The sequence below is a fragment of the Streptomyces cinnamoneus genome (genome assembly GCF_014650495.1).
In the GTDB taxonomy this organism is placed as follows: Bacteria; Actinomycetota; Actinomycetes; order Streptomycetales; family Streptomycetaceae; genus Streptomyces; species Streptomyces cinnamoneus.
On sequence record NZ_BMVB01000003.1, the window covers coordinates 184,884 to 205,920 of the forward strand.

General features: G+C 70.7%; 21 protein-coding genes. 12 read left to right on the forward strand and 9 right to left on the reverse strand.

The window, feature by feature from the left end; translation table 11 throughout:
- The first annotated feature begins 100 nt into the window (after positions 1-100).
- Positions 101-973 (forward strand): LysR family transcriptional regulator, encoded by an 873-nt coding sequence (locus IE182_RS05815; protein WP_190108539.1) that lies wholly within the window; start codon positions 101-103, stop codon positions 971-973.
- 17 nt (positions 974-990) lie between these two features.
- On the opposite strand, the gene fabV is transcribed toward IE182_RS05815, so the two are convergent.
- Together fabV and IE182_RS05825 are read right to left on the reverse strand one after the other, a co-directional pair.
- Complete coding sequence (gene fabV / locus IE182_RS05820; RefSeq protein ID WP_190108540.1) at positions 991-2,205, reverse strand: enoyl-[acyl-carrier-protein] reductase FabV; 1,215 nt, start codon at positions 2,203-2,205, stop codon at positions 991-993.
- Between the two features lie 320 nt (positions 2,206-2,525).
- The gene (locus IE182_RS05825) at positions 2,526-3,320 is read right to left on the reverse strand and encodes a hypothetical protein (protein WP_190108541.1); all 795 of its coding nucleotides are present in this window, start codon (positions 3,318-3,320) and stop codon (positions 2,526-2,528) included.
- 602 nt (positions 3,321-3,922) lie between these two features.
- Here IE182_RS05825 and IE182_RS05830 point away from each other — a divergent pair.
- Entirely contained in the window at positions 3,923-4,138 is a 216-nt protein-coding gene (locus IE182_RS05830; RefSeq protein WP_190108542.1) for a hypothetical protein, read from the forward strand.
- 17 nt (positions 4,139-4,155) lie between these two features.
- Here the strand turns inward: IE182_RS05830 and IE182_RS31895 are convergent, their stop codons facing one another.
- Positions 4,156-4,317 (reverse strand): hypothetical protein, encoded by a 162-nt coding sequence (locus IE182_RS31895; protein WP_229844605.1) that lies wholly within the window; start codon positions 4,315-4,317, stop codon positions 4,156-4,158.
- 359 nt (positions 4,318-4,676) lie between these two features.
- Here IE182_RS31895 and IE182_RS05840 point away from each other — a divergent pair, with 359 nt between their 5' ends.
- Positions 4,677-5,201, forward strand: coding sequence for a hypothetical protein (locus IE182_RS05840; protein WP_373303507.1), 525 nt, complete (start codon positions 4,677-4,679; stop codon positions 5,199-5,201).
- 97 nt (positions 5,202-5,298) lie between these two features.
- Here IE182_RS05840 and IE182_RS05845 read toward each other — a convergent pair whose 3' ends face one another.
- Complete coding sequence (locus IE182_RS05845; RefSeq protein WP_190108543.1) at positions 5,299-5,994, reverse strand: SDR family oxidoreductase; 696 nt, start codon at positions 5,992-5,994, stop codon at positions 5,299-5,301.
- Between the two features lie 265 nt (positions 5,995-6,259).
- Between IE182_RS05845 and IE182_RS05850 the strand changes: the two genes are divergently transcribed.
- Both IE182_RS05850 and IE182_RS05855 read left to right on the forward strand, forming a co-directional pair.
- Positions 6,260-7,135, forward strand: a complete 876-nt coding sequence (locus IE182_RS05850) for a LysR family transcriptional regulator (protein ID WP_190108544.1) — start codon at positions 6,260-6,262, stop codon at positions 7,133-7,135.
- A gap of 155 nt (positions 7,136-7,290) precedes the next feature.
- The gene (locus IE182_RS05855; protein ID WP_190108545.1) at positions 7,291-7,731 is read left to right on the forward strand and encodes a hypothetical protein; all 441 of its coding nucleotides are present in this window, start codon (positions 7,291-7,293) and stop codon (positions 7,729-7,731) included.
- A gap of 129 nt (positions 7,732-7,860) precedes the next feature.
- Here IE182_RS05855 and IE182_RS05860 read toward each other — a convergent pair whose 3' ends face one another.
- From IE182_RS05860 to IE182_RS05870, 3 genes are all read right to left on the reverse strand, one after another.
- Entirely contained in the window at positions 7,861-8,337 is a 477-nt protein-coding gene (locus tag IE182_RS05860) for a DUF3592 domain-containing protein (protein ID WP_229844606.1), read from the reverse strand.
- Positions 8,338-8,487: 150 nt separating this feature from the next.
- On the reverse strand, positions 8,488-9,180 hold the full coding sequence (locus IE182_RS05865; protein WP_190108546.1) for a response regulator: 693 nt from the start codon (positions 9,178-9,180) through the stop codon (positions 8,488-8,490).
- The gene (locus IE182_RS05870; RefSeq protein WP_190108547.1) at positions 9,177-10,379 is read right to left on the reverse strand and encodes a sensor histidine kinase; all 1,203 of its coding nucleotides are present in this window, start codon (positions 10,377-10,379) and stop codon (positions 9,177-9,179) included. Before IE182_RS05870 ends, IE182_RS05865 begins: the two co-directional genes overlap by 4 nt.
- 209 nt (positions 10,380-10,588) lie before the next feature.
- Between IE182_RS05870 and IE182_RS05875 the strand changes: the two genes are divergently transcribed.
- The 4 genes from IE182_RS05875 (at position 10,589) to IE182_RS05890 (ending at position 13,782) form a co-directional block, all read left to right on the forward strand.
- Positions 10,589-11,509 (forward strand): ATP-binding cassette domain-containing protein, encoded by a 921-nt coding sequence (locus IE182_RS05875; RefSeq protein WP_190108548.1) that lies wholly within the window; start codon positions 10,589-10,591, stop codon positions 11,507-11,509.
- Positions 11,506-12,330, forward strand: a complete 825-nt coding sequence (locus tag IE182_RS05880; protein WP_190108549.1) for an ABC transporter permease — start codon at positions 11,506-11,508, stop codon at positions 12,328-12,330. The genes IE182_RS05875 and IE182_RS05880 overlap by 4 nt, the downstream gene beginning before the upstream one ends.
- 133 nt (positions 12,331-12,463) lie before the next feature.
- Positions 12,464-12,907: a hypothetical protein gene (locus IE182_RS05885; protein ID WP_190108550.1), complete on the forward strand. Its 444-nt coding sequence runs from the start codon at positions 12,464-12,466 to the stop codon at positions 12,905-12,907.
- Positions 12,908-13,308: 401 nt separating this feature from the next.
- Positions 13,309-13,782 carry a Pycsar system effector family protein gene (locus IE182_RS05890; RefSeq protein ID WP_190108551.1) on the forward strand — a complete coding sequence of 158 codons (474 nt, stop codon included), beginning with the start codon at positions 13,309-13,311 and terminating at the stop codon, positions 13,780-13,782.
- Between the two features lie 24 nt (positions 13,783-13,806).
- Here IE182_RS05890 and IE182_RS05895 read toward each other — a convergent pair whose 3' ends face one another.
- A complete protein-coding gene (locus IE182_RS05895) occupies positions 13,807-14,232 on the reverse strand; it encodes an ATP-binding protein (RefSeq protein WP_190108552.1) in 426 nt (141 codons plus the stop codon).
- Between the two features lie 209 nt (positions 14,233-14,441).
- On the opposite strand from IE182_RS05895, the gene IE182_RS05900 reads away from it, so the two are divergent.
- From IE182_RS05900 to IE182_RS05910, 3 genes are all read left to right on the forward strand, one after another.
- Positions 14,442-15,656, forward strand: a complete 1,215-nt coding sequence (locus IE182_RS05900; RefSeq protein ID WP_190108553.1) for a penicillin-binding transpeptidase domain-containing protein — start codon at positions 14,442-14,444, stop codon at positions 15,654-15,656.
- A gap of 163 nt (positions 15,657-15,819) precedes the next feature.
- A complete protein-coding gene (locus IE182_RS05905; protein WP_229844607.1) occupies positions 15,820-17,442 on the forward strand; it encodes an MFS transporter in 1,623 nt (540 codons plus the stop codon).
- A 22-nt stretch (positions 17,443-17,464) separates the two neighbouring features.
- Complete coding sequence (locus tag IE182_RS05910) at positions 17,465-17,941, forward strand: SRPBCC family protein (RefSeq protein ID WP_229844608.1); 477 nt, start codon at positions 17,465-17,467, stop codon at positions 17,939-17,941.
- Between the two features lie 111 nt (positions 17,942-18,052).
- Here IE182_RS05910 and IE182_RS05915 read toward each other — a convergent pair whose 3' ends face one another.
- Positions 18,053-20,824, reverse strand: coding sequence for a LuxR C-terminal-related transcriptional regulator (locus tag IE182_RS05915; RefSeq protein ID WP_190108556.1), 2,772 nt, complete (start codon positions 20,822-20,824; stop codon positions 18,053-18,055).
- Positions 20,825-21,037: the final 213 nt, after the last annotated feature.

Genomic DNA, 21,037 nt, shown 5'->3' on the forward strand with positions numbered 1-21,037 from the left:
GTTTCTCTGATGCCGACTGCTTGACGTGATCCACCCTGGCCGCGCACTGTTTTGCCTGCAAGGCAGTCTTAAGCAGGAAATCCCTGCCCAGGAGGCATACATGGAGCTCAGGGTCCTCGGCTACGTCGTAGCCGTCGCCGAGACCGGCACCCTCGTCGCCGCCGCCGAGCGCCTGCACCTCACCCAGCCGACACTCAGCCGCCAGCTGCGCGACCTCGAACGCCACCTGGGCACCCCGCTCTTCCACCGCGAGAACCGTCGCATGACCCCCACGGCGGCGGGCGAGGCGCTGCTCGCCCGCGCCCGGGTGATGCTCGCCGAAGCCCGGGCCGCACGGGAGGACGTACGACTGGCCGCACAGGGGCTGCGCGGACGGCTGACCATCACCTTCGCCGGCTCCGGGATCAACGGCCCGCTCGGCGCCACCCTGCGCACCGTCCGCGAGACGCTCCCCGACGTCGAGCTGTGCCTGGTGGAGAGCTTCGACGACGCCCAGATGTCGGCCGAAGTGCTGGAAGGCCGCTGCGACCTCGCCGTGCAGCGGCTGCCCGCGCAGGACGAAAGACTCGCCGTACGCGAGTGGTGGCGCGAGCCCCTCACCCTCTTTCTTCCCGCCGCACACCCGTTGGGCGCGGGCGACGGCGAACTGCCGCTCACCGCACTCGGCGACGTCCCCCTGGTCCTGTGGCCGCGGAAAGCCTCACCGCTGTCGTACGACGAGATCGCCGCCCTGTGCCGACAGGCCGGGGTCATCCCGCGAGTCGCCGCCGAGGCCCGCACGGTGCAGACGCTCCTGGCGCTGGCAGCCGCCGGCTTCGGCGCCGCCGTGCTCGCCGACTCCTACCGGGTGCTGCACCGCACCGGCGTCACCCCGCGGCCGCTCGCCGGCGCCACCACCTCCAACTTCCTGGTCTGGCGCCGCAACACGACCAACCCACTGGTGACCCGCTTCCACGAACTGATCCGCCAGTAAGCCGTTAAAGCCGCGTGTCAGGAGGCGTGGCCGGGCCAGGGGACGTCGGTGGCGACCGGCGCCGTGTAGTCGATGCCGGGCACGGAGAATCCGTAGAGGCGTCGGACCTCGGCGCGGAACCAGTCGAGGTCGGCCAGGTCGGCGATGGTCGCCGTGGTGACGGTCTCCCAGCGCTCGGCGACGGCCGCCTGGACGTCGTCGGTCATTTCGAAGGTGTCCAGACGGATACGACCCTCGTCGTCCAGGGCGAGCGGGGCGGCGCCGGTGAGCTGGTCCCACAGGGCGGCGAGCTGGTGGATCGGCTGGACGAGGCCGTCTCCGAGGACGCCGCGCAGCAGGCCGGTGTACAGGGCGATGCCGGGGATCGCGGTGGAGGACTGAGTGACGGCGGCACCGTTGACGGAGGTCACGGCCCGCCCGCCCACCATCTTGTCGAGCCGCTCGTTCAGGGTGCGGGCGGTGGCCTCCAGGTGGGCCTTGGCCGCGCCGATGGTGCCCTGCCGGTAGATCGCCGCCGTCAGCGACGAGCCGATGTAGGACAGCGCGGCGGTGGCGAACTTGTCGGCGAGCAGTCCCCGCCCGGCGAGGTGGTCGATCCAGCGTTCCCAGTCCGCGCCGCCCATCACGGCCACGGTCTGCTCCACGTCGTCGCCCTCGGCCGGCTCAGTCTCCACCTCGCGGACCTCGGGAACACCCTCGTCGTCGAAGACAAGGGTCTTGGTGCGGTTGGCCCGGCCGATCGGCTTGAGGACCGAGGCGTACGTGGTGCCGGTGGCGGGATCGGTACGCCGGGGCGCGGCCACCGAGTAGATCAGGTAGTCCAGCCGGCCGCCGAAACGCTGCTCGATGAGGTCGGCGACCTGGTCCTTCATCGAGTCGGAGAACGCGTCGCCGTTGAGGAAGACCATGTCCCGCCCGACAGTGCGGGCGATGTCGGCGGTGGCGGCGGTGCGGTACCAGCCGGCCGTCGCGGTACGCCGCGCGGTGGGGGCCTTCTCGAAGCACACGCCGATACCGCGGATACCGGCGCGCTTGAGTCCGGCGAGCGTGGCCGCGAGACCGTATCCGGCAGAGGAACCGACGACCAGCGCCACCGGCCCGTCGCCCTCCGGCACACCGACAGGGTCGGGGCATGCCTGCCACATGTCGGCCACCAGCTGTCCGCACCCGGCCGGGTGGGAGTCGAGGAAGAGGAAGCCCCGATTGCGGGGAGTGAGAACGCGCTCGTTCACGATGGCAGTCCTTGGGTCGGCCGGGACGGGAAGGCGGCGGCCAGCCGGGCCACCGCGCCCTGCAAGTCTGCGCCTGCACGCACTCAGGCAGAGGCCCTGCCAGGAACAATGATCACGAGCCGGTCTTGGAGTGTTCCCACCACTCCCGGCCGCGCAAGAAGCGGCCGTGACCTGCTCGGTGTTGCCGTGCAGCGCTTCACCCGGACTCTGCCCTGATCCGCATCCGGCCGGACGATCCGCCCTGCCCGGCCTCAGCGCAGCCTGTCGCCCGGGGCGAGCAGGCTGGTGAGTTCGGCGATCGCGAGGCGTACTGGCCTCCCCTATGGCGCGGTGGAGGCACTTGCGGTTGCGCTCGGTTCGGCCGTCGGCGCAGCCTGCGCCTGCTTCTTCTTGGGGCACTCCATCCACCGGGTCTGGTAATCCATGCGCGGCTTTTTGTTCGCTCTCAGGACCGGGGTGTGGGTCGTCAGGTCGATTTTCTTCACGGTCCTGCTGCGGCCGCCGGACGCGCCGTGCCAGTAGCTCATCTCCAGGTAGCCGGAGCTCCTCTGGAGCCACGGGGCGGACTGGAGATAGACCCTCTTCCCCTCGGGGATGCTGACGATGTTCTTCTTCTCGTCGGTCCTGGTGTCGGTCCACTCCGTGGTCTCACCGCGCCGCTGTGCGTGTTCTTCGCCTTCCAGACGGGCTACGGTGACGTCGTCGCCCAGGAGGCTGATGTCCAGCACGTCCGCGATGGCCGCCGAGATCAAGCCCGAGACGTTCCTTTCGATCGACCGCTCCCGCTTCCTGACCCTCTCCCTCTCCCGCGACATCGCCTTCGACCTGGCGACGGACTCGTTGACCAGCAGTTCGACACTCCATGCGGGGCCGGTACAGGCGCCGTAGGTGTCCGACACCGCTTTTTGGCCGAGGTCCACGTACCGGGACCTGTGCGTGATGACGAAACGGCATGTCGCATACCTGGCGTACCCCAGGTGGCGGTTCTCGGACCGCGCCCATTCCCTGTTGTTCTGCAGGAGCCCGTGGTCGTAGCCGTCCTCCTTTCCCAGGCATTCGGAGATCGCACGGCGGTCGTGGGACGCAGGGGCGGCCGGAGTAGTGAGCAGGCCCACGAGGCCGATTGTGGCGACACCGGCAACCACGGCATTCCACCGGTTCCGAGGACACATACACCACACGGTGAACCCCATTCGTTGAGAGGAATACGGAGAAAATCCTGGCCAATCTGGAAAACGATCGGTTGCGTCCCTGGCCACGGCGGCTCACTCTCCCAGCCGGTGCACGACGGGGCCGAAGGCGGTATCCGGGCGAGGACAACGCAGGCGGCTTCACCTTCGTCCCCGCCGGGACATCAGCCAAATCTGGGCACATGTTTGTCCGGCATGGGGGTACTCAGCAGGCCCCGTCGTGTCCTCGGCGGGTCGGCGGAAGAACCGTACGAACGGGAGGTGGGCGAAATGGCCCGGGACAAGCGCAAGAAGGCCAGTTCCGATCCCTACGAACGAGCGCGGAGCGACGAGGAACCCGGGGCGCACTCGGGCCAGGAGAGCCGCCCGCGTGAGCGCTCCGTTCCAGGAACGGCCAGCGCCCGAGAGGGCTACCAGAACGAAGGAGGCACCGCACGCGGCGATGCCCTCGGAGGCGTACAGGGACGAGGCCAGGACGCCGGGGGCAAGCGATCCGGCAAGGGCAGGACCGGCAAGGACCGGCCGTCATGACCCACCGGCACCGGGGCAGCATCCCCCGCGACATGCAGGACCAGCAGGCGAGTGGCGACCGTAAAGGCGCGCCCCCGAAGACCGGCAAGAAGGCCGGTGACCGGCGCGGGGCCGGAGCCGCCCCCACCAAAGACGTCGACACGGAGAAATCCCGGCGCCCCGACGACGCGACCGACAAAGCGACCCCGCCCACGAGCGAGCCGCCCGACTGACGCTTCACTGGCCACGGCTAGAGCCGTGGCAGCCGGTCCGTCGGCGTCGGAGGATGCCGCTCGTCGAGCCAGAAGAGATAAGCGCGGAGGTGCGCGGCCAGCTCACCGTCGAGGTACGTGGCGTAGTCGCGGGCGGCGGCGGCAGTGCCCTGCCCGACTTCTCGTCGTCGGCCTCCCATGCACCGCGCCGGTCCGCCAGATACTCCCGGATCCGGCCTCGGTCGCGCCACCATTCCCGGACCGCTGCCGGCGTCCAATGCTCGTCGCCGTCACACCCGTAGCCGGAGAGGCACTCCGCCTCGGCGGCGTCGGTCAACTGCCGGAGCTCCTCCACACTACGGGGCTGGCGGTAGACAGGTAGCCAGGACCCGGAAGGAAACGGACATGGGCGGCAGCGATGCGATCCGGGTTCCGGTTACGGGCAGGCGCCGCCGCAGCCCGTGGTGAACGCCTTCCGGGTACCCGGGCCGGGCGCGCCAAGGCGTCCGGTCGGTGCCGCTCACCGGAATGTCTGGTTCAGGCCCCTATGTTGGGTCGGGTGACCAGTTCTCCGGCTCCGACGGGGCACCGCGTGCACAAGGAGCGGCTCGACCCCGGCCGGACGGACTACGCGGGTGCGGTCTACGGCTCCCTGCTCGCGGCCTCCGTCGTGGCCACCGCCGGTACCGCCGGCGACTTCCCGCGGCTCCAGTTGCTCGCACTGCTGCTGGTCACGGGCGTGGTCTTCTGGGTGGCGCACGTGTACGCGCAGATCGCCGGCGAACGGGTCGTCGGCCGGCCGATCGACCGCCGGGAGTTGCGGCGGGTGGCCCGGCACGAGTGGTCCATCGCGGAGGCCGCGGTGCTGCCTGCGGTGGCGGTGGCGCTCAGCCCGGTACTCGGCCTCGATCCGTCCGGCACGGCCTGGCTGGCGCTGGCCGTCGCGGTGGCCCAGCAGGTTGCCTGGGCGACCCTCGGTGCGATCCGGGCGGGCGCGTCCCACCGGATGGCGGTGGGCGAGGGCGTCGTCAATCTGCTGCTCGGCCTGGTCATCGTGGCCGCCAAAGCCGCGCTGGGGCACTGACCCTCCCGGCGCAGGGAAGGAGACGGGGTGCCCGTGTGGGCCGTACCCGGCCTGTTGCGCCACAGCGAGAATGCCGAGGGGGGCAGCGGACCCAGATCTACCAGGGCACGACCTTCCCCTCGTAATCAAGGAAGTGGAGGCCAGGCTCCCCCTGGTGGCGCTCGATCGTCTCCGCCACACCGGGAACGCTCTCCTCCACACTGAGGTCGGCGTCGGGTCCGCCGAGTTCGGTGCGGACCCAACCCGGGTCCATGAGCAGCAGCGTCCGCGTGTCCTCGGCGTGGCGGGCGGCGTAGCTGCGCATCAACTGGTTCAGCGCGGACTTGCTGGCTCGGTACAGGTCCTGCCCGCCTTCGGTGTTCAGAGCGATGCTTCCCTGGTCGGAGGACATGACGCCGATGGTCCCGGTCGGCGCGACCAGCGGGCCGAGGGACTCCACGACGCGCATCGGGCTGAGTGCGTTGGTGATCATGACTTCGGTGAACATGTCCGTCGGGACTTCACCGATCGGGACATCGCCGCGCGCGATGGCAGCGTTGACGAAGAGCAGGTCGAGAGTGCGCCGTGCCAGTCGGTCGCCCAGTGCCGAGATCTGCACCGGCTCGGTCATCTCCAGCGACTCGACGGTCAGCCGCCCTCCGGATGCGTCGGCCAGGTCGTGGAGACCGGTGCGCCGACTCCTGCGGACCGTGCCGATGACGTCCCAGCCGCGGCGGAGGAACTCGGCGGCGAGCCCGAGACCCAAGGCCCGTGAGGCCCCGATGATGACGGCGGTCTTGCGGGTGTCGTTCATGTGATCCCTCTCATGGAAAAAACGTCAGGACTGTCGCGAAGCGTCGTTCACGGCCGTCGTCGCAGGAAGGCTCGATGGAGTCGCGCACGATGACCTTGATGTCTGCATCGCAGGACGGGGCGCTTTCCAGCCGGAGAGCACGGGAATTGCGGGAATTGACCGGCGATGTCGACCGTCGGAGTGATGGTGGCGATCACGCTGCAAGTCTCCGAGTGGTTCGGTCAGGGGTCCAATACCCTTCGGACCGCATTGATACCGTTACGGCATGGATCTGGACCTGCGAAAGCTCCGCTATTTCGTCGCGGTGGCCGAGCATCGGCACTTCGGCCGGGCGGCACAGGCGCTGTTCATCGCGCAACCGGTCCTCAGCCGCCAGATCCGCGCGTTCGAGCAGGAGCTCGGATGCCAGCTGTTCACGCGGTCCACGCGCAGCGTCGAGCTGACCCCCGCCGGAAAGCAGCTGTATGACGAGGCGTCAAGAATCACCACGGTGGTGGACGTGGCGCTGCGGCGCGTGCACGAGGCACAGCGAGGCGAACAACGGCTCGTCGTCGCCTTCTCGCCCGGCCTGCACGTGTCGCACGCGATCCGGGCGTTCACGGTGAGCCATCCGAAGGTCGAGATCGATGTGGTTCCGCTGCGCTGGTGGGAACGGGACGCGCCGCTGCGCGATGGCCGCGCGCACGTGGGATACCTCCGACGCCCCTTCGACGACTCGGGGCTGCACACCGTCCCCATCGGTCACGAGACCAAGGTCGCGTGCCTGCCGGTGACGCATCCGCTGGCCGGCTGCCACGCCCTCACGTCGGCCGATCTCGACGGTGAGCCGATCCTCGACCGAGGGGCGCGGCGGACGTCCTCGTTGGAGGAGAAGTTCGAGCTCATCGCCTCCGGGCAGGGCATCGCGCTCGTCCCGGTCAGCATCGCGGGCTCGTACTCCCGCCCCGATCTCGTCTACCGGACGGTCACCGACGCCCCGCCCATCGAAACCTGCCTGGCGGTGCCGGAGAGCAGCTGCGCGGGTCCCGTAGCGGACTTCCTGGACATCGCCACCGCAACGCTGCGCCGGCACTCCGGCGATTCGGAGAGGGCGGAGAAGCTCGGAGCCGCGAGCCTGGCGCCCGCGCCGTCCTCGGACTGACGGGGAGTCGTACTCCGCGAACGCCTCGGCCCTGGTGATGGGCGAGGAGCCCGCGCATGCAGCTCACCAGAGGAAGGAGGTGACCGACCGGCTACTGCACGGCAGCCACCGTGATCACCATTAAGATCTTTCACTTGTCCACCAGGGGGAGAAACATGCGCAAGATCATCATGGGTGCGGCTCTGGCCCTGACCGCGACTCTGCTGACGGGATGCGGCAGCGACGACAGCTCGGCGACCGCCGATAAGCCCGCTACGTCCGCGCAACCGAAGGCGAAGCCAGAAGGCGGGAGCGGCGAGGTCAAGCACGAGGTCACCCTGGAAGTCCTCGGCACCGGCACGTCGTCGGTTTACTACAACCTGGAAACCAACAAGATGGAGCAGGTGCAGTTGCCCTGGAAGAAGACCTCGACCATCACCTTGACAACGGACGCCGAGAAGAAGGCCGGCCACGTGGTGTCCGTCGTTCCCGGCTCGGTACCCGGCCCCGACGGCATGCTGCACGCAGCGCCCTGCGTCATCACCGTCGACGGGAAGAAGGTGGCGGACAATCAGGGCGGCAAGTCCGACAAGATGTGCGAGTACACGCTGAAGTGAGGGTTCCGGGGAACCGATTCTCCGGACGCGCGCCCCTGGCCGGAGCTGGTTTGCAATCCGGCCGCGTCGAGTCGGCGAGGCAGTTGACTGCCGCGAAGCCGGACGGGACAGAGTCCCCTCGGACCCGCCCTAGGGACGTCGCCGGGTGACCAACGCGATGACCGTGCCGATCCCCATGAACAACAGCCCGATCCCACCGAAGATCAGCGGCGCCAGCCACAGCGAGATGAACCCCTTGATCCGCGCGTCCTCCGGGGAATCCGGGCGGTAGAGCACCTCGACATGCTCACCCACCTCGTACGACGGTGGATTGGAACCCGCAGAGTCCCGGAACTTCCTCGGCGTGCCATCCGCCGACGTGAACTCGACCACCGGGTACGCCACAGACTGGTCGTCGACCCGTACCTTGCGGGATCCGCCGCCGTGATCTTCTCGCCAGTCCAGGGCCACCACTGTGCCCTGGGCCCTTTCCGCATCCGTCAGGAAGGAAACCGACACCCCGGCAAGGACCAGCCCGACGACCAAGGACAACGCCCCCATTGCGGTCATCCCGAACGTGAGCCACCGGCGGGCACCCCGCCCACGCGCCTGAAACTGGATCTGCACGACGTCCCTTTCACTACGGACAAGCGAGGGGGACGCTATCCCAGGCTCTCGGTCGCCATGCTCCCGCCCCGGACGGTCCGGCACCGGGCCGCCGGGGACCGGCCGACACATCAGGGTTCCGGTCGCCGAGACCGCCGCCCAGGGGTGCCATCAGCGCGGCAGCGTGACGAGCCCCATCTCATAGGCGGTGATCACGAGCTGGACCCGGTCCCGGGCGCCCAGTTTGGTGAGCAGCCGTGACACGTGCGATTTGGCGGTGGCCACGGTGATGAAGAGGTCCTCTGCGATCTCGGTGTTTGACCTGCCGCGTCCGACCAAGGTCAGCACTTCCCGTTCCCGCTCGGTAATGCCCTCGACTGGCCGTGGAGAGCGCTCCGGGGCCACTTCGGGGCGCCCGACGAAGTCCGCGATCAGACGGCGGGTCACGCCCGGCGCGATCAGGGCGTCGCCGGCGGCGACCACGCGGACCGCCGCGAGGATGTCGTCCAGCGCCATGTCCTTGACCACGAAGCCGCTCGCGCCCGCCCGGAGCGCGCCGTACACGTGCTCGTCCTCGTCGAAGGTGGTCAGGACGAGGACGCGGGTCGTCACCGGAGACGGCGTCGTCGGAAACGTTGTCGCCCGACCAGCTGTGATCAGGCGGGTGGCCTCGATCCCGTCCATGCCGGGCATCCGGATGTCCATCACCACGACGTCGGGGCGGAGCTCGCCGACGAGCCGGACCGCTTCGGTGCCGGTGGCGGCCTCACCGACGACGTCCAGATCGGGGTGGTCGGCCATGATCACGCGCAGGCCGGACCGTACCAGCGGCTGGTCGTCGGCGAGCAGGATGCGGATGGTCATCGGGCCTCCACCGGAACCCCCAGGGGTGCGGGCAGCGGCAGCCGGGCCGCCACCCGGAAGCCGCCCTCGGGACGCGGGCCGACGCTGAGGCGGCCGCCCAGCAGGCTGACCCGCTCGCGCATGCCGATGATGCCGAATCCGTTGGCCGAGCCGTGCCCGGTGGTACCACGCCCGTCGTCGACGACCGTGGTACCACGTCCGTCGTCGACGACCTCCACGGACAGCTCCTCGTCCCCGTAGTCGATGGCCACCCGGCACCGCCCGGTGCCGGCATGGCGGACCACGTTGGTCAGCGCCTCCTGCACGATGCGGTAGGCGGACAGATCGATGTCGGCGGGCAGCGGGCGCTGGTTCCCGCTGCGGCGCACGTCGACGCGTACCCCCGCGTCCGCGGTCGCCGCCGCCAGCCGTTCGATGTCCGCCAGCCCCGGCGCGGGAGCGAGCGATGACTGCTCCGAGGCCGTCACGCCTCGTTCGGTCCGGCGGAGCGAGACCAGCGTGCGCCGAAGGCCCGACAGGGTCTCCCGGCTGGTGGCCTCGATGGCGCGCAGGGCCTCGCGGGCCTCTGCCGGCTGGGTCTGGATGACCCGGCTGCCCACACCGGCCTGGATGGCGATGATGCCGATGCTGTGCGCGACCATGTCGTGCAGCTCCCGTGCGATCCGCAGCCGTTCGGCGGTCACGGCCTCGGCCACCTCCTGCGAACGCAGCGCCACCGCGTGCTCGCGACGCTCGCGACGGAGCAGACCGGCTATGCAGGATGCGGCCATCGCCAGGAGAGCGATCAACCCGTTGACGGTCAGGTTGTCCCCGTGCGCGAAGACGCCGATCACCAGGAGCTGCACGGCGAAGGAAACGGCCACGGCGACGATCGAAGCCCGTCGTGCGCGGGTGGCGACGATGAAGCCCAGGAGGAGGTCCACCGCCAGGTACGACAGGAACTGGCCCTGGTACGACGCCGCCAGGCTCTCGTGGACGGAGCCCGGAGTGCCCGCCACCACAGCGGTGGATCCGAAGAGTGCCATGGCCCAGGCCAGCAGCGGCATCCGTGGCACCACGCCGGCGAGCAGGCTCACGGCCAGCAGTGCCCCGACACCGTGAACCGTGCCCGACGCCTGCGACGCGCCCCCTACCAGCAGGCCCACCACGAGGAGGTAGGAGGCGCCCCCCGCCCACGCCACGGCCTTCGTCGTCGTCATCGGCGGCGTGCCGTCGTGGGAAGCAGGTCGCGGTGCGCAACGCGCACCGGCAACGGAATGATCGTTATCGGTTTCACGCCGCGAGACTAACCGGCCACCACCCGCGCGGCATCAGCCCGGGGACGTACGCCCACGGGCGAAGGCCGGCCACACGATTGCCGCCCACGGCCCCATGTCCGGGCAGGGGTGCCCCCGGCAGTGTGGGTGCCGTGATCGAAGTCAACGAACTCACCAAGCACTACGGCAGCAAGACAGCCGTCGACCATCTGTCCTTCACCGTCCGGCCGGGCCAGGTCACCGGGTTCCTCGGCCCCAACGGAGCCGGCAAGTCCACCACGCTGCGAATGATCCTCGGCCTGGACGCTCCCACCACCGGTACCGCCACCGTCAGCGGCGTCCCCTTCCGCCACCACCCGCGCGGACTGCGGCACGTCGGCGCCCTCCTCGACGCCGGCCAGGTCCACGGCGGACGCAGCGCAGCGGCCCACCTGTCCGCCCTGGCCCGCAGCAACGGCATCCCGCGGCGCCGCGTGGGCGAGGTTCTTCAGGAGGTGGGGCTGGCCGAGGTGGCGAAGCGCCGCATCGGCGGATTCTCCCTCGGCATGAAGCAGCGGCTGGGCATCGCCACGGCCCTCCTCGGCGACCCGCCCGTGCTCATGTTCGACGAGCCGATCAACGGCATGGACCCGGAAGGCGTGCTCTGGGTACGCCAGCTCTTCCGGCGCCTGGCCGCCGAGGGACGCACGGTCTTCCTGTCCAGTCACCTGATGTCGGAGATGGAGAACACCGCCGACCAGCTGGTCGTCATCGGCCGAGGCCGCCTCATCGCCGCCGAGTCGGTAGGTGACTTCGCAGCCCGCGGCACCCGTCGCAGCGTCCTGGTGGGGACACCGCAGGCCGCCGAGCTGGCAGCCGTGCTGACCGCGGCGGGCGCCTCGGTCGAGCCGGAGGGCTCGGCGGGCGCCGAGAAGCTTGCCGTGACCGGGCTCCCGGCGGACCGCATCGGAGCGCTCGCCTTCGAGAACCGTATCCGAGTGGACGAACTGACCACCCGCACCGCCTCACTGGAGACGGCCTTCATGGAACTCACCGCCGACAGCGTCGAATACCAGGCAGGACAGTCCCGATGACCACACTCGCCTCCGTCCCCCTGACCACCCCCGTCGCCGGCCCGCCCGTCCGCTTCCGGGACCTGCTCGCCTCCGAGTGGATCAAGCTGCGGTCCCTGCGCTCCACCCCGTGGACGATCGCCCTCACCGTCCTGTTCGTCATCGGGTCCGCCGCCGTGGCCTCGCTCGCGGACAAGGCCGCCCGCTCCGGATCTGCTGATTTCCTGCCCTACGACGCCTACCCGGCGGCCGGCTACTGGACGCTGATACTCGTCGCCAGCAGCATGGGCGCCCTCACCGTCGTAAGCGAGTACAGCAGCGGGCTGATCCGCACCACCACCGTGGCCGTCCCGGCCCGCGGCTCGGTGGTGCTGGCCAAGGCGGCCGTCACCGCCGCGCTGTGGACCGCGGTCGGCACGGCCGCCTCCACAGGTTCCTTCCTGGTCTCCCAGGCCATCCTGGACGGGCACCATGCCGGCGTTCCGATCACCCACCCCGGAGTGTTCCGGGCGCTGGTGGCATCCGCGTTGCTGGCTCCGGTCTGTGCCCTGGTCGGTCTGGGCCTCGGCGTTCTGCTCCGGCATGCCGCCGGGACCATGGTCACCAGCGTTTTCACCCTGCTGATGCTGCCCACCATGTTCTCGGAGAGCAACCGCTGGTCGGCGGACATCAAACACGCGCTGGTGTCGGCCGCATGGAATCGCCTGGTCCAAACCTGGGAGCCGGATCCCGGATCCCTGGGCTACACCGCCACGGTCACCGGCTCCTGGATCGTGTACGCACTCTGGCCGCTGATCACGGTCGCGCTTGCCGTGCTCGTCGTGAGGCGCCGCGACGTGTGAACGGGCCGAGTGTTCGCCATGACGCGGTCGTGGGACGGGATACGCGACGCACACCGCCGGGGCCGCCTCGCCCTGCACCGCGCTGCCGGCAGCCGCGGAGGTTCATGTGGAGCGGCCGGTAGGCTCGCGCGCTATGGATCAGCAGCACATGTACCAGGCACCACCAGCCACCACACCGCCCACGGGCATCCCCTCAGCCACTGACGGAAGGGCTGGTCTGCGCCGGCCTCGGCGTCGCATACCCAAGCCGCGGCTCGACAGGGTCCTCGACGACAAGGGCCTGCTGGTCGGCATCCTGCTGCTTCCTTTCCTGGCCGCCGTGGCGTTCGTCGCCCAGTTCCTGGAGCTGCTCTACTACCTCTGCCTGCTGGTCTACGGAATCGTCATGAGCCCCTACTGGTGCGTCCGCGCGCTGTGGCGGGCCTTCGGGCCGGCCGCGACACCGGAGGAACTGGGCCGCCGGGCAGAAGCACGGAAGACGGTGAAGACGACCGCCGGCTGCCTGGCCTGGATCGTGGGCCTCGTCATCGTCGTACTCGGCGCGATGGTGGCGATCGGGCTGAACATGGACAAGTAGGGCCCCGCAAGCGGGATCTGCCCCATCGTCTTCGCCGGCCCCGGCGTCAGGGACGGGGAGCACGTGGTGCCCGGTCGGCACCCGCTTCCACGGACAGCGGCGCCATGGAAGCGCGCCATGTGCTCCGCCGGGCTCAGGGGACGTCAGCCACCACGGCCGACGCCCGGCGATGGCCAGGGCGTGATCGAGGTTTGGGGCGAGGGGCAACCGGCAAGTCTCCGCCCGCACCGATGCACCACCGGATGCGCCACAGCAACGGAGGACCTCATGCGCAGCAGTGTCAGTGTCCGTGTCAAGACCAGACCTCGCGGCCTACGCGACAGACGGCCGCACGGCCCGGCGCACGAACCTGCGGCGCGGTTCACGGGCATCGGGCCCACTGTCATACCGGGCGCTGCAGCATGACCCGACCAGAACCGCACACCACGGACGAACAACTCCTACGAGCCCAGGCTTACGTGGCCACCGAGATCGGCCGAGCCGACAACAAGGCCACGGCGCTCGTCACCGCGCTGGGCATCCTCTTGTCCGTCATCGTCGCCGTCGCCCCGGGCCGCAGCCTGCCGGTGCTCCCCGCCGTCCTCGTCGCGCTCGCGGCAATGGGCTTCGTCATCGCCATGGTGGCTTCGCTCCTGGCAATCCGGCCCACGTTCGGCGGCTCCCTCCCTCCTGCCGGCACCTATCTGCACTGGGCAGCCTGTACCAGCCCGGAGGAAGTACTCGAAGACCTCGCAACAGACCGCCGTGCGGAACGCCTCCTGCGGCGCTCACAGATCGCCCGCCACAAGTTCCGCCTGCTGCGGCTGGCCGTCGACCTCACTGCCATCGCCGTATTCATCCTCGCGACGGGCCTCCTCGCCGCCCTCGTCGAGTAGACGAGAAGACCGCCCGGCCGGAACTCAGACGGAACGGCCCCCGGGCAGGCGGAAGGGGCCCAGTGCCTTCGCCGGCCGGCCGCCGACCGGCAGGCCCTGCCCGGTGGCCGCCTTTGCCGTCTCGCCCACGAGCTCGCCGGCCGACCCTGCCGTGGTGCCCGTGCCCCGTTGGACGGCGGAGACCGACTCCTTCACCGCGGTGCCGCCTGTCCGGCCGGCCGTGGGCACCGATTTCTTGACCGCCTTGCTCCCGGCGTCGCCGGCCAGTCCCGTCGTCTTCCTGGCGGTCCCGTCCACCATCGTGCTCAGGCTGGCGGGGTCGCCGGCGCTCACGTCACTCAGGTCGGGAGCCTGCGGCCGGTCGGCCGCATGAGCGGTGGAGCTCATTCCCAGGGTGCTCACACTCAGGGCGGCCGCGGCGATGGCTGCCGTCGCGAGGGCTCGTCGCATCGGGACTCCTTCAGACGTCAGGAAGATGGACCGTCACGACGAGAACGAGCCGGGCGCGCCTCTGGACACGGAGGCATCACCGGCGTAGCCGGACCGCGGGAAGCAGACTCAGCTGACCCGGCAAGCCCACCCCGCGATGGGAGAAGATGCAGGCCAGGCCCCAAGAGAGCAAGTCCGGCCGGCCTCGGGGCACCCGTACGATGTTGATCATGCCTACGACAAACCGACGCCGGGCCGCCCTGCCCGTGGCGGCTCTGATGACGTTGTTCGCTGCCGGCGCTACAGGGTGCGCGTCCGGTGGAGGGGCGGAGGAGAAGGCGCCGAAGGCGCAATCCTCCCCGCCGCACAAGGCGAAGGAGGGCCTGGCCGACATCCTGGTGGCGGGGCGGCCGGTCACGGGCACGAAACCGTCGGGGAACACCAAAATCCCCTACCAGCGCACCTACTCGGACGGAGAGCTGTACTCGGCGGTGACGGGGTACCGGTCGCTGGCGTACGGGGCGGCGGGTCTGGAAGGCATCTACAAGGACGTCCGAGGCACCGTGGAGACCACCGTCGACCCGGCGCTGCAGCGGGCGGCGGCGGACGGCCTACGGGGACGAAAGGGCGCGGCGGTGGCCCTCGATGTGGAGACGGGCCGTGTCCGGGCGCTGGTGAGCGCGCCCTCGTACGACCCGTCGGCGTTCAGCGGGAATACGTTCGCGGACAAGGGGGCGTGGGAGGAACTGACCGGGAACCAGGACCATCCCCTGCTCGATCGCGCCCTGAGGCAGGCGGTTCCGCTGGGCGGGGCGTTCCATGCGGTGGTGGCGGCAGCGGCGCTGGAGAAGGGGCTATACGCGTCGGTGGACACGCCGGCACACGGGCCGGGCGGCACCGGCGGTTGCCAGAACGCCTCGATCAGGCAGGCGCTGCGAAACGGGTGCGACGAGGTCTTCACCGCCATGGCGGCGGAGGTGGGCCCGGATGCGGTGCGGTCGACGGCCGAGGCGTTCGGCTTCAACGACGAGCAGCTGAAGATGCCGGTGCAGGTTGCGGAAAGCACGTACGGCGACGGGGAGACGACGGCGACGCCGCTGCAGATGGCGAGGGTGATGGCGGTCATCGGAAACGGCGGCAGGCAGATCGGCCCGCAACTGGTGGACCGGATCGTGCATGGCGACGGCAGTGTGCAGAAGCCGGCGGGCTACGCGGCGGCGGGCCGACAGGTGATCAAGCAGGAGACAGCGGCCCAGCTGCGTTCGGCACTGTCGTCCGGTCAGCTGACGACCCGTACGGACAAGAACGCGTGGTCGGTGGCCCTGCTGCGCACGGCGGACGGCCATCTGCTGGGAGTGGCGGTACGGGCGGACGAAGCCGCGCCCAGCGGCACGGCCCCGTCGGCACCGGTCGTGGACCGTATGGCGAAGGCGGCAACCGGCTGAGGTCAGCCTTCGGGCCTTGAGGTCGGTACAGAGGCGCGGCAGGCCGCCCTTGGTCCGTACGGAGGTGGGGGGCGTGGCGACCGGGTTGTGACCGGGCAAGGGCTTCTTGGGACCGGTCAGTGGGCGGCTCGTGAGACCGGCACTCCCGGACGGAGGTGTGTACGTGCCACGGCTTCTGGTGGTACAGAACGACCCGCGTGCCGGTGCGGGCCGTCTCGGTGACTGGCTGACCGAAGACGGGCTGGAGCTGGAGGTGATCGCGGCCTACGACGGGGCGGAGATCCCCGCACGCCTGGAGCACCGGGCCCTCCTCGTCCTCGGTGGCGGGTACCTGCCGGACGAGGACGGGCGTGCGCCCTGGCTCGCGCGGACGCGGGCACTCGTGGCCCAGGCGCTGGAGACCGGGGCACCGGTCCTGGGCATCTGCCTGGGGGGTCAGTTGCTGGCTCATGTGGCCGGCGGCACCGTACGGGCGCTCATGGCCGTCATCACCGTGCCCACCGCACTCGGCCCGGTCCTCGGCCCGGTCCTCGGCGGCCTCGTCCTGCATCTGGCCGACTGGCGCTGGCTGTTCTTCGTCAACATTCCCTTCTGCGTCGTCGGCGGCTGGCTCGCCCGGCGCGATCTGCCCGACGACCGGCCCGCACCCGACCGCCCCCACGCCCGCCTGGACGTCGTCGGCCTGCTCCTGCTCTGCCCGGGCTTCGCCGCCCTCGTCCATGGCCTCTCCCAGGCCGAGGGCGGCGCGGGCTTCGCCGGCGCCAAGGTCCTCATCCCGCTGATCAGCGGACTCACCCTGGTCGGGGGCTTCATCGCCTGGGCGCTGACCCGCACCACCGGCGCCCTGGTCAACGTGCGGCTGTTCCGCCACCGCGCGGTGGCCTCCTCCTCCACCCTGCTGTTCCTGGGCGGCATCTCCCTGTTCGGGTCGATGATGCTGCTGCCCCTGTACCTTCAGCAGGTCCGCGGCGAGAACGCCCTCGGCGCCGGGCTGCTGCTCATCCCGCAGGGTGTCGGCGCGCTCCTCGCACGCAGCCTGGCAGGCAAGTACACCGATCGCATCGGCCCCCGCGGAGTCGCCGTCGCGGCATTCGCCTTTGTCGCCGCAGCCACCGTGCCGTTCGCCTTCGTCACCGCCGACACCAGCGAGGTCCTGCTCATGGCCGCGCTGTTCGTCCGCGGCATCGCTTTGGGTGCCGCCGTGATCGCGCCCATGGGCGCCGCCTACGTGAGGCTGGAGCACGAGGAGATCCCCGACGCCAGCATCATCACCCGCGTCACCCAGCAGATCGGCGGCGCAGTGGGCGTCGCCGTCCTCGCTGTCGTCCTCCAGCACAGCACCGGCGACGCCCACACCCCAAGCGCCCTGGCCGACGGCTTCGGCACCGCCTTCTGGTGGTCGGTGGCCTTCACCGCCGCCGCCGTCCCGCTGTGCCTGCTCCTGCCCAGCCTCCCCGAACCAACGGCCCCCGACGACGGCGCCGCCGAAGCAGAAGCTGCGGTCCATGGTCCTCTCCCTGGAGCCTTGCCGAGTGAGCCCGAAGCCGTCCGTAGCAGCAGGTCGGTGTTCTGGCCGGCCGGCTCGGGGCGGGGGCACAGCACCCGTCGACCATCGAACACCTGCCCTCTGGCATCAGGCAGTCGTCACGGCGCGCTGGCCGTGTCTTCGAAAGCCGGGTACGTCGGGGTGACGTTGCCCATCACGGTCCGGTCGCGGTTGGCGTGTCGCAGGATGCGCAGGGGGAGACCGCCTCCCCGGCCCCCCGAAACTTGGCCCCCGGCATGAGGTGACGAGGAGCGTGCACAGCGTGGACCAGGAGAACGTGAGCGCCACCCTGATGGTCGCGGTGCCCGCCGCGAGGGTGTTCGCGGTGCTGGCGGACCCGACGACCCATTCCGCGATCGATGGCACCGGATGGGTTCAGGAAGCCGTCGACCGGGCGCCGCTGACCGAGGTGGGGCAGATTTTCCGGATGGACATGTATCACGCCAACCATCCGAACGGTGACTACCAGGTGGCCAACAAGGTCCAGGTGTTCGACCCGCCGCGCGCCATCGGCTGGCTGACAGGTGAGGAGAAGGGCGACGGTCACCTGGAGTTCGGCGGCTGGATCTGGCGTTACGACCTTGCACCGCTCGGCCCGTCCGAGACCGAGGTGACGCTCACCTACGACTGGTCGGCGGTGCCACCGTTCATCCGGGAGTACATCCAGTTCCCGCCGTTCGGCCCTGAGCATCTCACCAACTCGCTGCACCATCTGGCCGAGCTTGTCTCCGGTAGGTGATGTCGTCGACCAAGGTGACCATCGGTACCGGCGACCTCGGACGCAGACGAACCCGGCCGCGGCGAGCACCCGGGGACGGACACCACGACGTCGCGAGGGCGGCGGCGCGGGTCAGGCGGGTGTGGTGACGCTCCGCGTGCTGGAGGAGACTGCCGCGCCTGTCCCGGTCAGACGGTTGGCGAGCTGGGTGCGGCGTGTCACGCCGAGTTTGCGGTAGGCGTGGGTGAGGTGGGTCTCCACGGTGCGGCGGGCCAGGTGGAGTGCCGCACTGATCTGGGCGTTCGTCTGGCCCTGGGCCGCCAGCTCGACGATGCGCCGCTCCGCCCGGGTGAGTGCGGCGCTGCCCGTCGTGCCCTGGCGGGTCCTGCGGGCGCCGCTGGCTCGCAGGGCGTTGTCGGCGGCGCGGAGCAGGCGTCCGGTGGCGGGAGCCGTGGCAGGCGCGTCCGGGGTGTCCGGGTGTTCGGGGCCGGGTGACAGCAGGCGCAGTGCCAGGGCGTGGGCTTCGTGCAGGTCCTCGCGACCCTTGCGGCTGTTCCCGGCGTCGATCCGTGCGTGGCCCAGGTCGAGGAGGGTCTCGATGAGTTCGACGGGGGCCGGTGCGGTCCTCAGCAAGGCTGCGGCCTCGCTCAGCGAATCGAGCCCCCGGCGGCCGCCGACGGCCGCGGCGTGGGCCCGCAGGGCTCGGCCGACCACGCGGGGTGTCCCCCAGGTCCGTGCGTGGCGCAGTTCCTCCTCGGCGAGGTCCAGGGCTCGCGCCGGCTGTCCGAGGCCGACCAGCGCGAGGGCGGCGCCGGAGCGCCAGGGGGTGGCCACAGGGCTGACGAAGTCGCGGGCGCTCTGACCACGGCCGCAGGAGAGGTAGTCGTCGAGGGCGGCCTGCCAGTTGCCTTCGTCCCTGTGCAGAAAGGCCCTGGCATAGCGCAGTTCGTTCCATTCCCAGGAGCTGTCGGCGCCCTCCTCGTCGAACGTGGCCAGCAGCCGCCGGGCCTGGGCACGGTGGCCGAGTTCGTAGTGGGCGAGTGCCACCATGGAGGTCAGGTGGGGCATGCGGATCCCCTGCCCGGTGCACGCGTCGAGGAGCGGGGCGTTCTCGGCGGTCACGCGCCGGAAGTCTCCGGCCCACAGGGCGGCTTCGGCGCGCACGCTGATCAGGCACTGTCGGCCGATGTCCGTCAGGTCCGGGAGCGCGGGCGGCGCGGGGAGGGCCTCTTCGGTGAAGGCGCGTGCCTCGTCCAGCCGGTCGGCCCACTGCAGCAAGGTGGCCGCGCTCCCCAGCCAGCCGCTGCGGAGCCGGGGGTCCACCGGTGCGGCCAGCCGTGGCAGAACACGGTCGAGGGCCTCGGTGGCCGAAAGCCGGCCGGTCCCGACCTCGTACTCGGTGACCAGGCCGCAGGCGAGTGGCTCGAAGGCGGCGGGGGCCGTCGCCGCCAGTTCCCGCATGTGGGCGACGGCATTGCGCCATGCGACCGCGTCGTGGGAGGCCATGACGGCGGCGGTGGTCTGCAGCACCCGGACGAGTTCGCCGTCATCCACGGAGCTGCCCACTTGGCGCATGACCCGCATGGCGGTGTCCGTGCGGCCCCGGGCGACGAGCGCCGCGCCGAGGGCGGGTGCGACAGCGGCGCGTTCATGGCGGTCGACGTGAAGCTCCAGCGCCGCGCGCAGCCTGCGGATGCCGGCATCCGCGCTGTGGGGCAGCTCCAGGGCACCGAGGCGCAGGGTGAGCCCGGCGCGGCGGGCGGGGGTGAGCGGAGCGGTGAGGGCGTGGCGGAGGAGGACGATGGCCTGGTCGACCCGGCCGCCGCGTACGGCGTCCTCGGCCGCGTCCTCCAGGGACTGCGTCATCCACTCCTCACCGGGCCGGTCGAGGTGGAGCAGCTGGGCGGCGACGTTCGCCGCAGGTGCACCGCGCTCGTCGAGCAGGCGGGCGATACGGCCGCGCAGTGCTCCCAGTTCGGCCGGGTCGACCGCCGCGAGGGCGGCTTCGCGTGCCAGCGGGTGGGAGAAGAGGCGGCCGAGGACGGACGCGCTCACCGGCGTGGCACGGTGTTCCGGGAAGGGGCCGGCAGTCTCGTGGAGCAGGGCGCCACCGAGCGATGAGGCGCCGCCCCCGGCTACGGCGAGTGCCAAGGCGGTACGGCGCGACCATGGAGTCGCCCGGGCCTGCATCCAGTGGACGATCGCGTCGCGGTAGCAGCTTCCGCCGAGCTGGGACAGCGTGCGGGGCAGCGGACCCTCGCGGAAGTCGGCGAGGAGGGCGTGCACCAGCGTCGGGTTGCCGGCGCACGCCCGGACACACAACGCGGCCCGGTCGGCGTCGTGTCCGCGGGCAGCCACCAGGCGGGCTACGGATTCCGGGCCCAGCGGGCGGAGCACGACGGACGTGCCCGTCGCATCGGGCAGCACGGTGGCGCCCTCCTCCCAGCACTCGGTCAGGACCAGCAGCACGGGTAAGCCCGCCAGTCGACGGGCCAGGTAGCCGATCCAACGACGTGAGGCCATGTCGGCATCGTGCAGGTCATCGACGGCCAGGAGCACGGGCCGCCGAGCGGCGGCCCGTGCCAAGCGGGACACAAGACGGTGGAAGACCCGCTGCTCCTCGGCAGCCGGCAGGTCCGCGAAGGGCACCTCCCCGGCCTCGGGGAAGAGCTGGCGCACGAGAGCGAAGGGAAACCCCGACTCCTCCGGCGAACAGCCCGCGTGCAGCACGCTCATCGTCCCGCCCGCCGCCTCGCGCCCCGTCACCTCCCTCAACAGGGCAGTACGCCCCATCCCCGCCACCGCACCGAACACCAGCCATCGTCCCTCGCCGGCCCGCGCGGACTCTCCTGCCCTCGCCGCGGCCGATACCGCTTCATCGCGTTCGAGAAGCACCTTCCCCATGCCCAACTCCTCCACCTCGGTGCACGCGGCGCCGCTCCACACGGGACGCCCGAGAGGAATGATGTAGGCCAAAAGTCGCGAAATTCCCCACTCTGGGCTGACCTACCGCTGGAAACCGGTCAACCTGCGGCCCGGCGGCCGGCTGCCCGCCCCCGCCACGCCGTCGGCCTGCGTGATCGACGCGCAGAGCGTGAGACCCTCCACCGTCGGGCC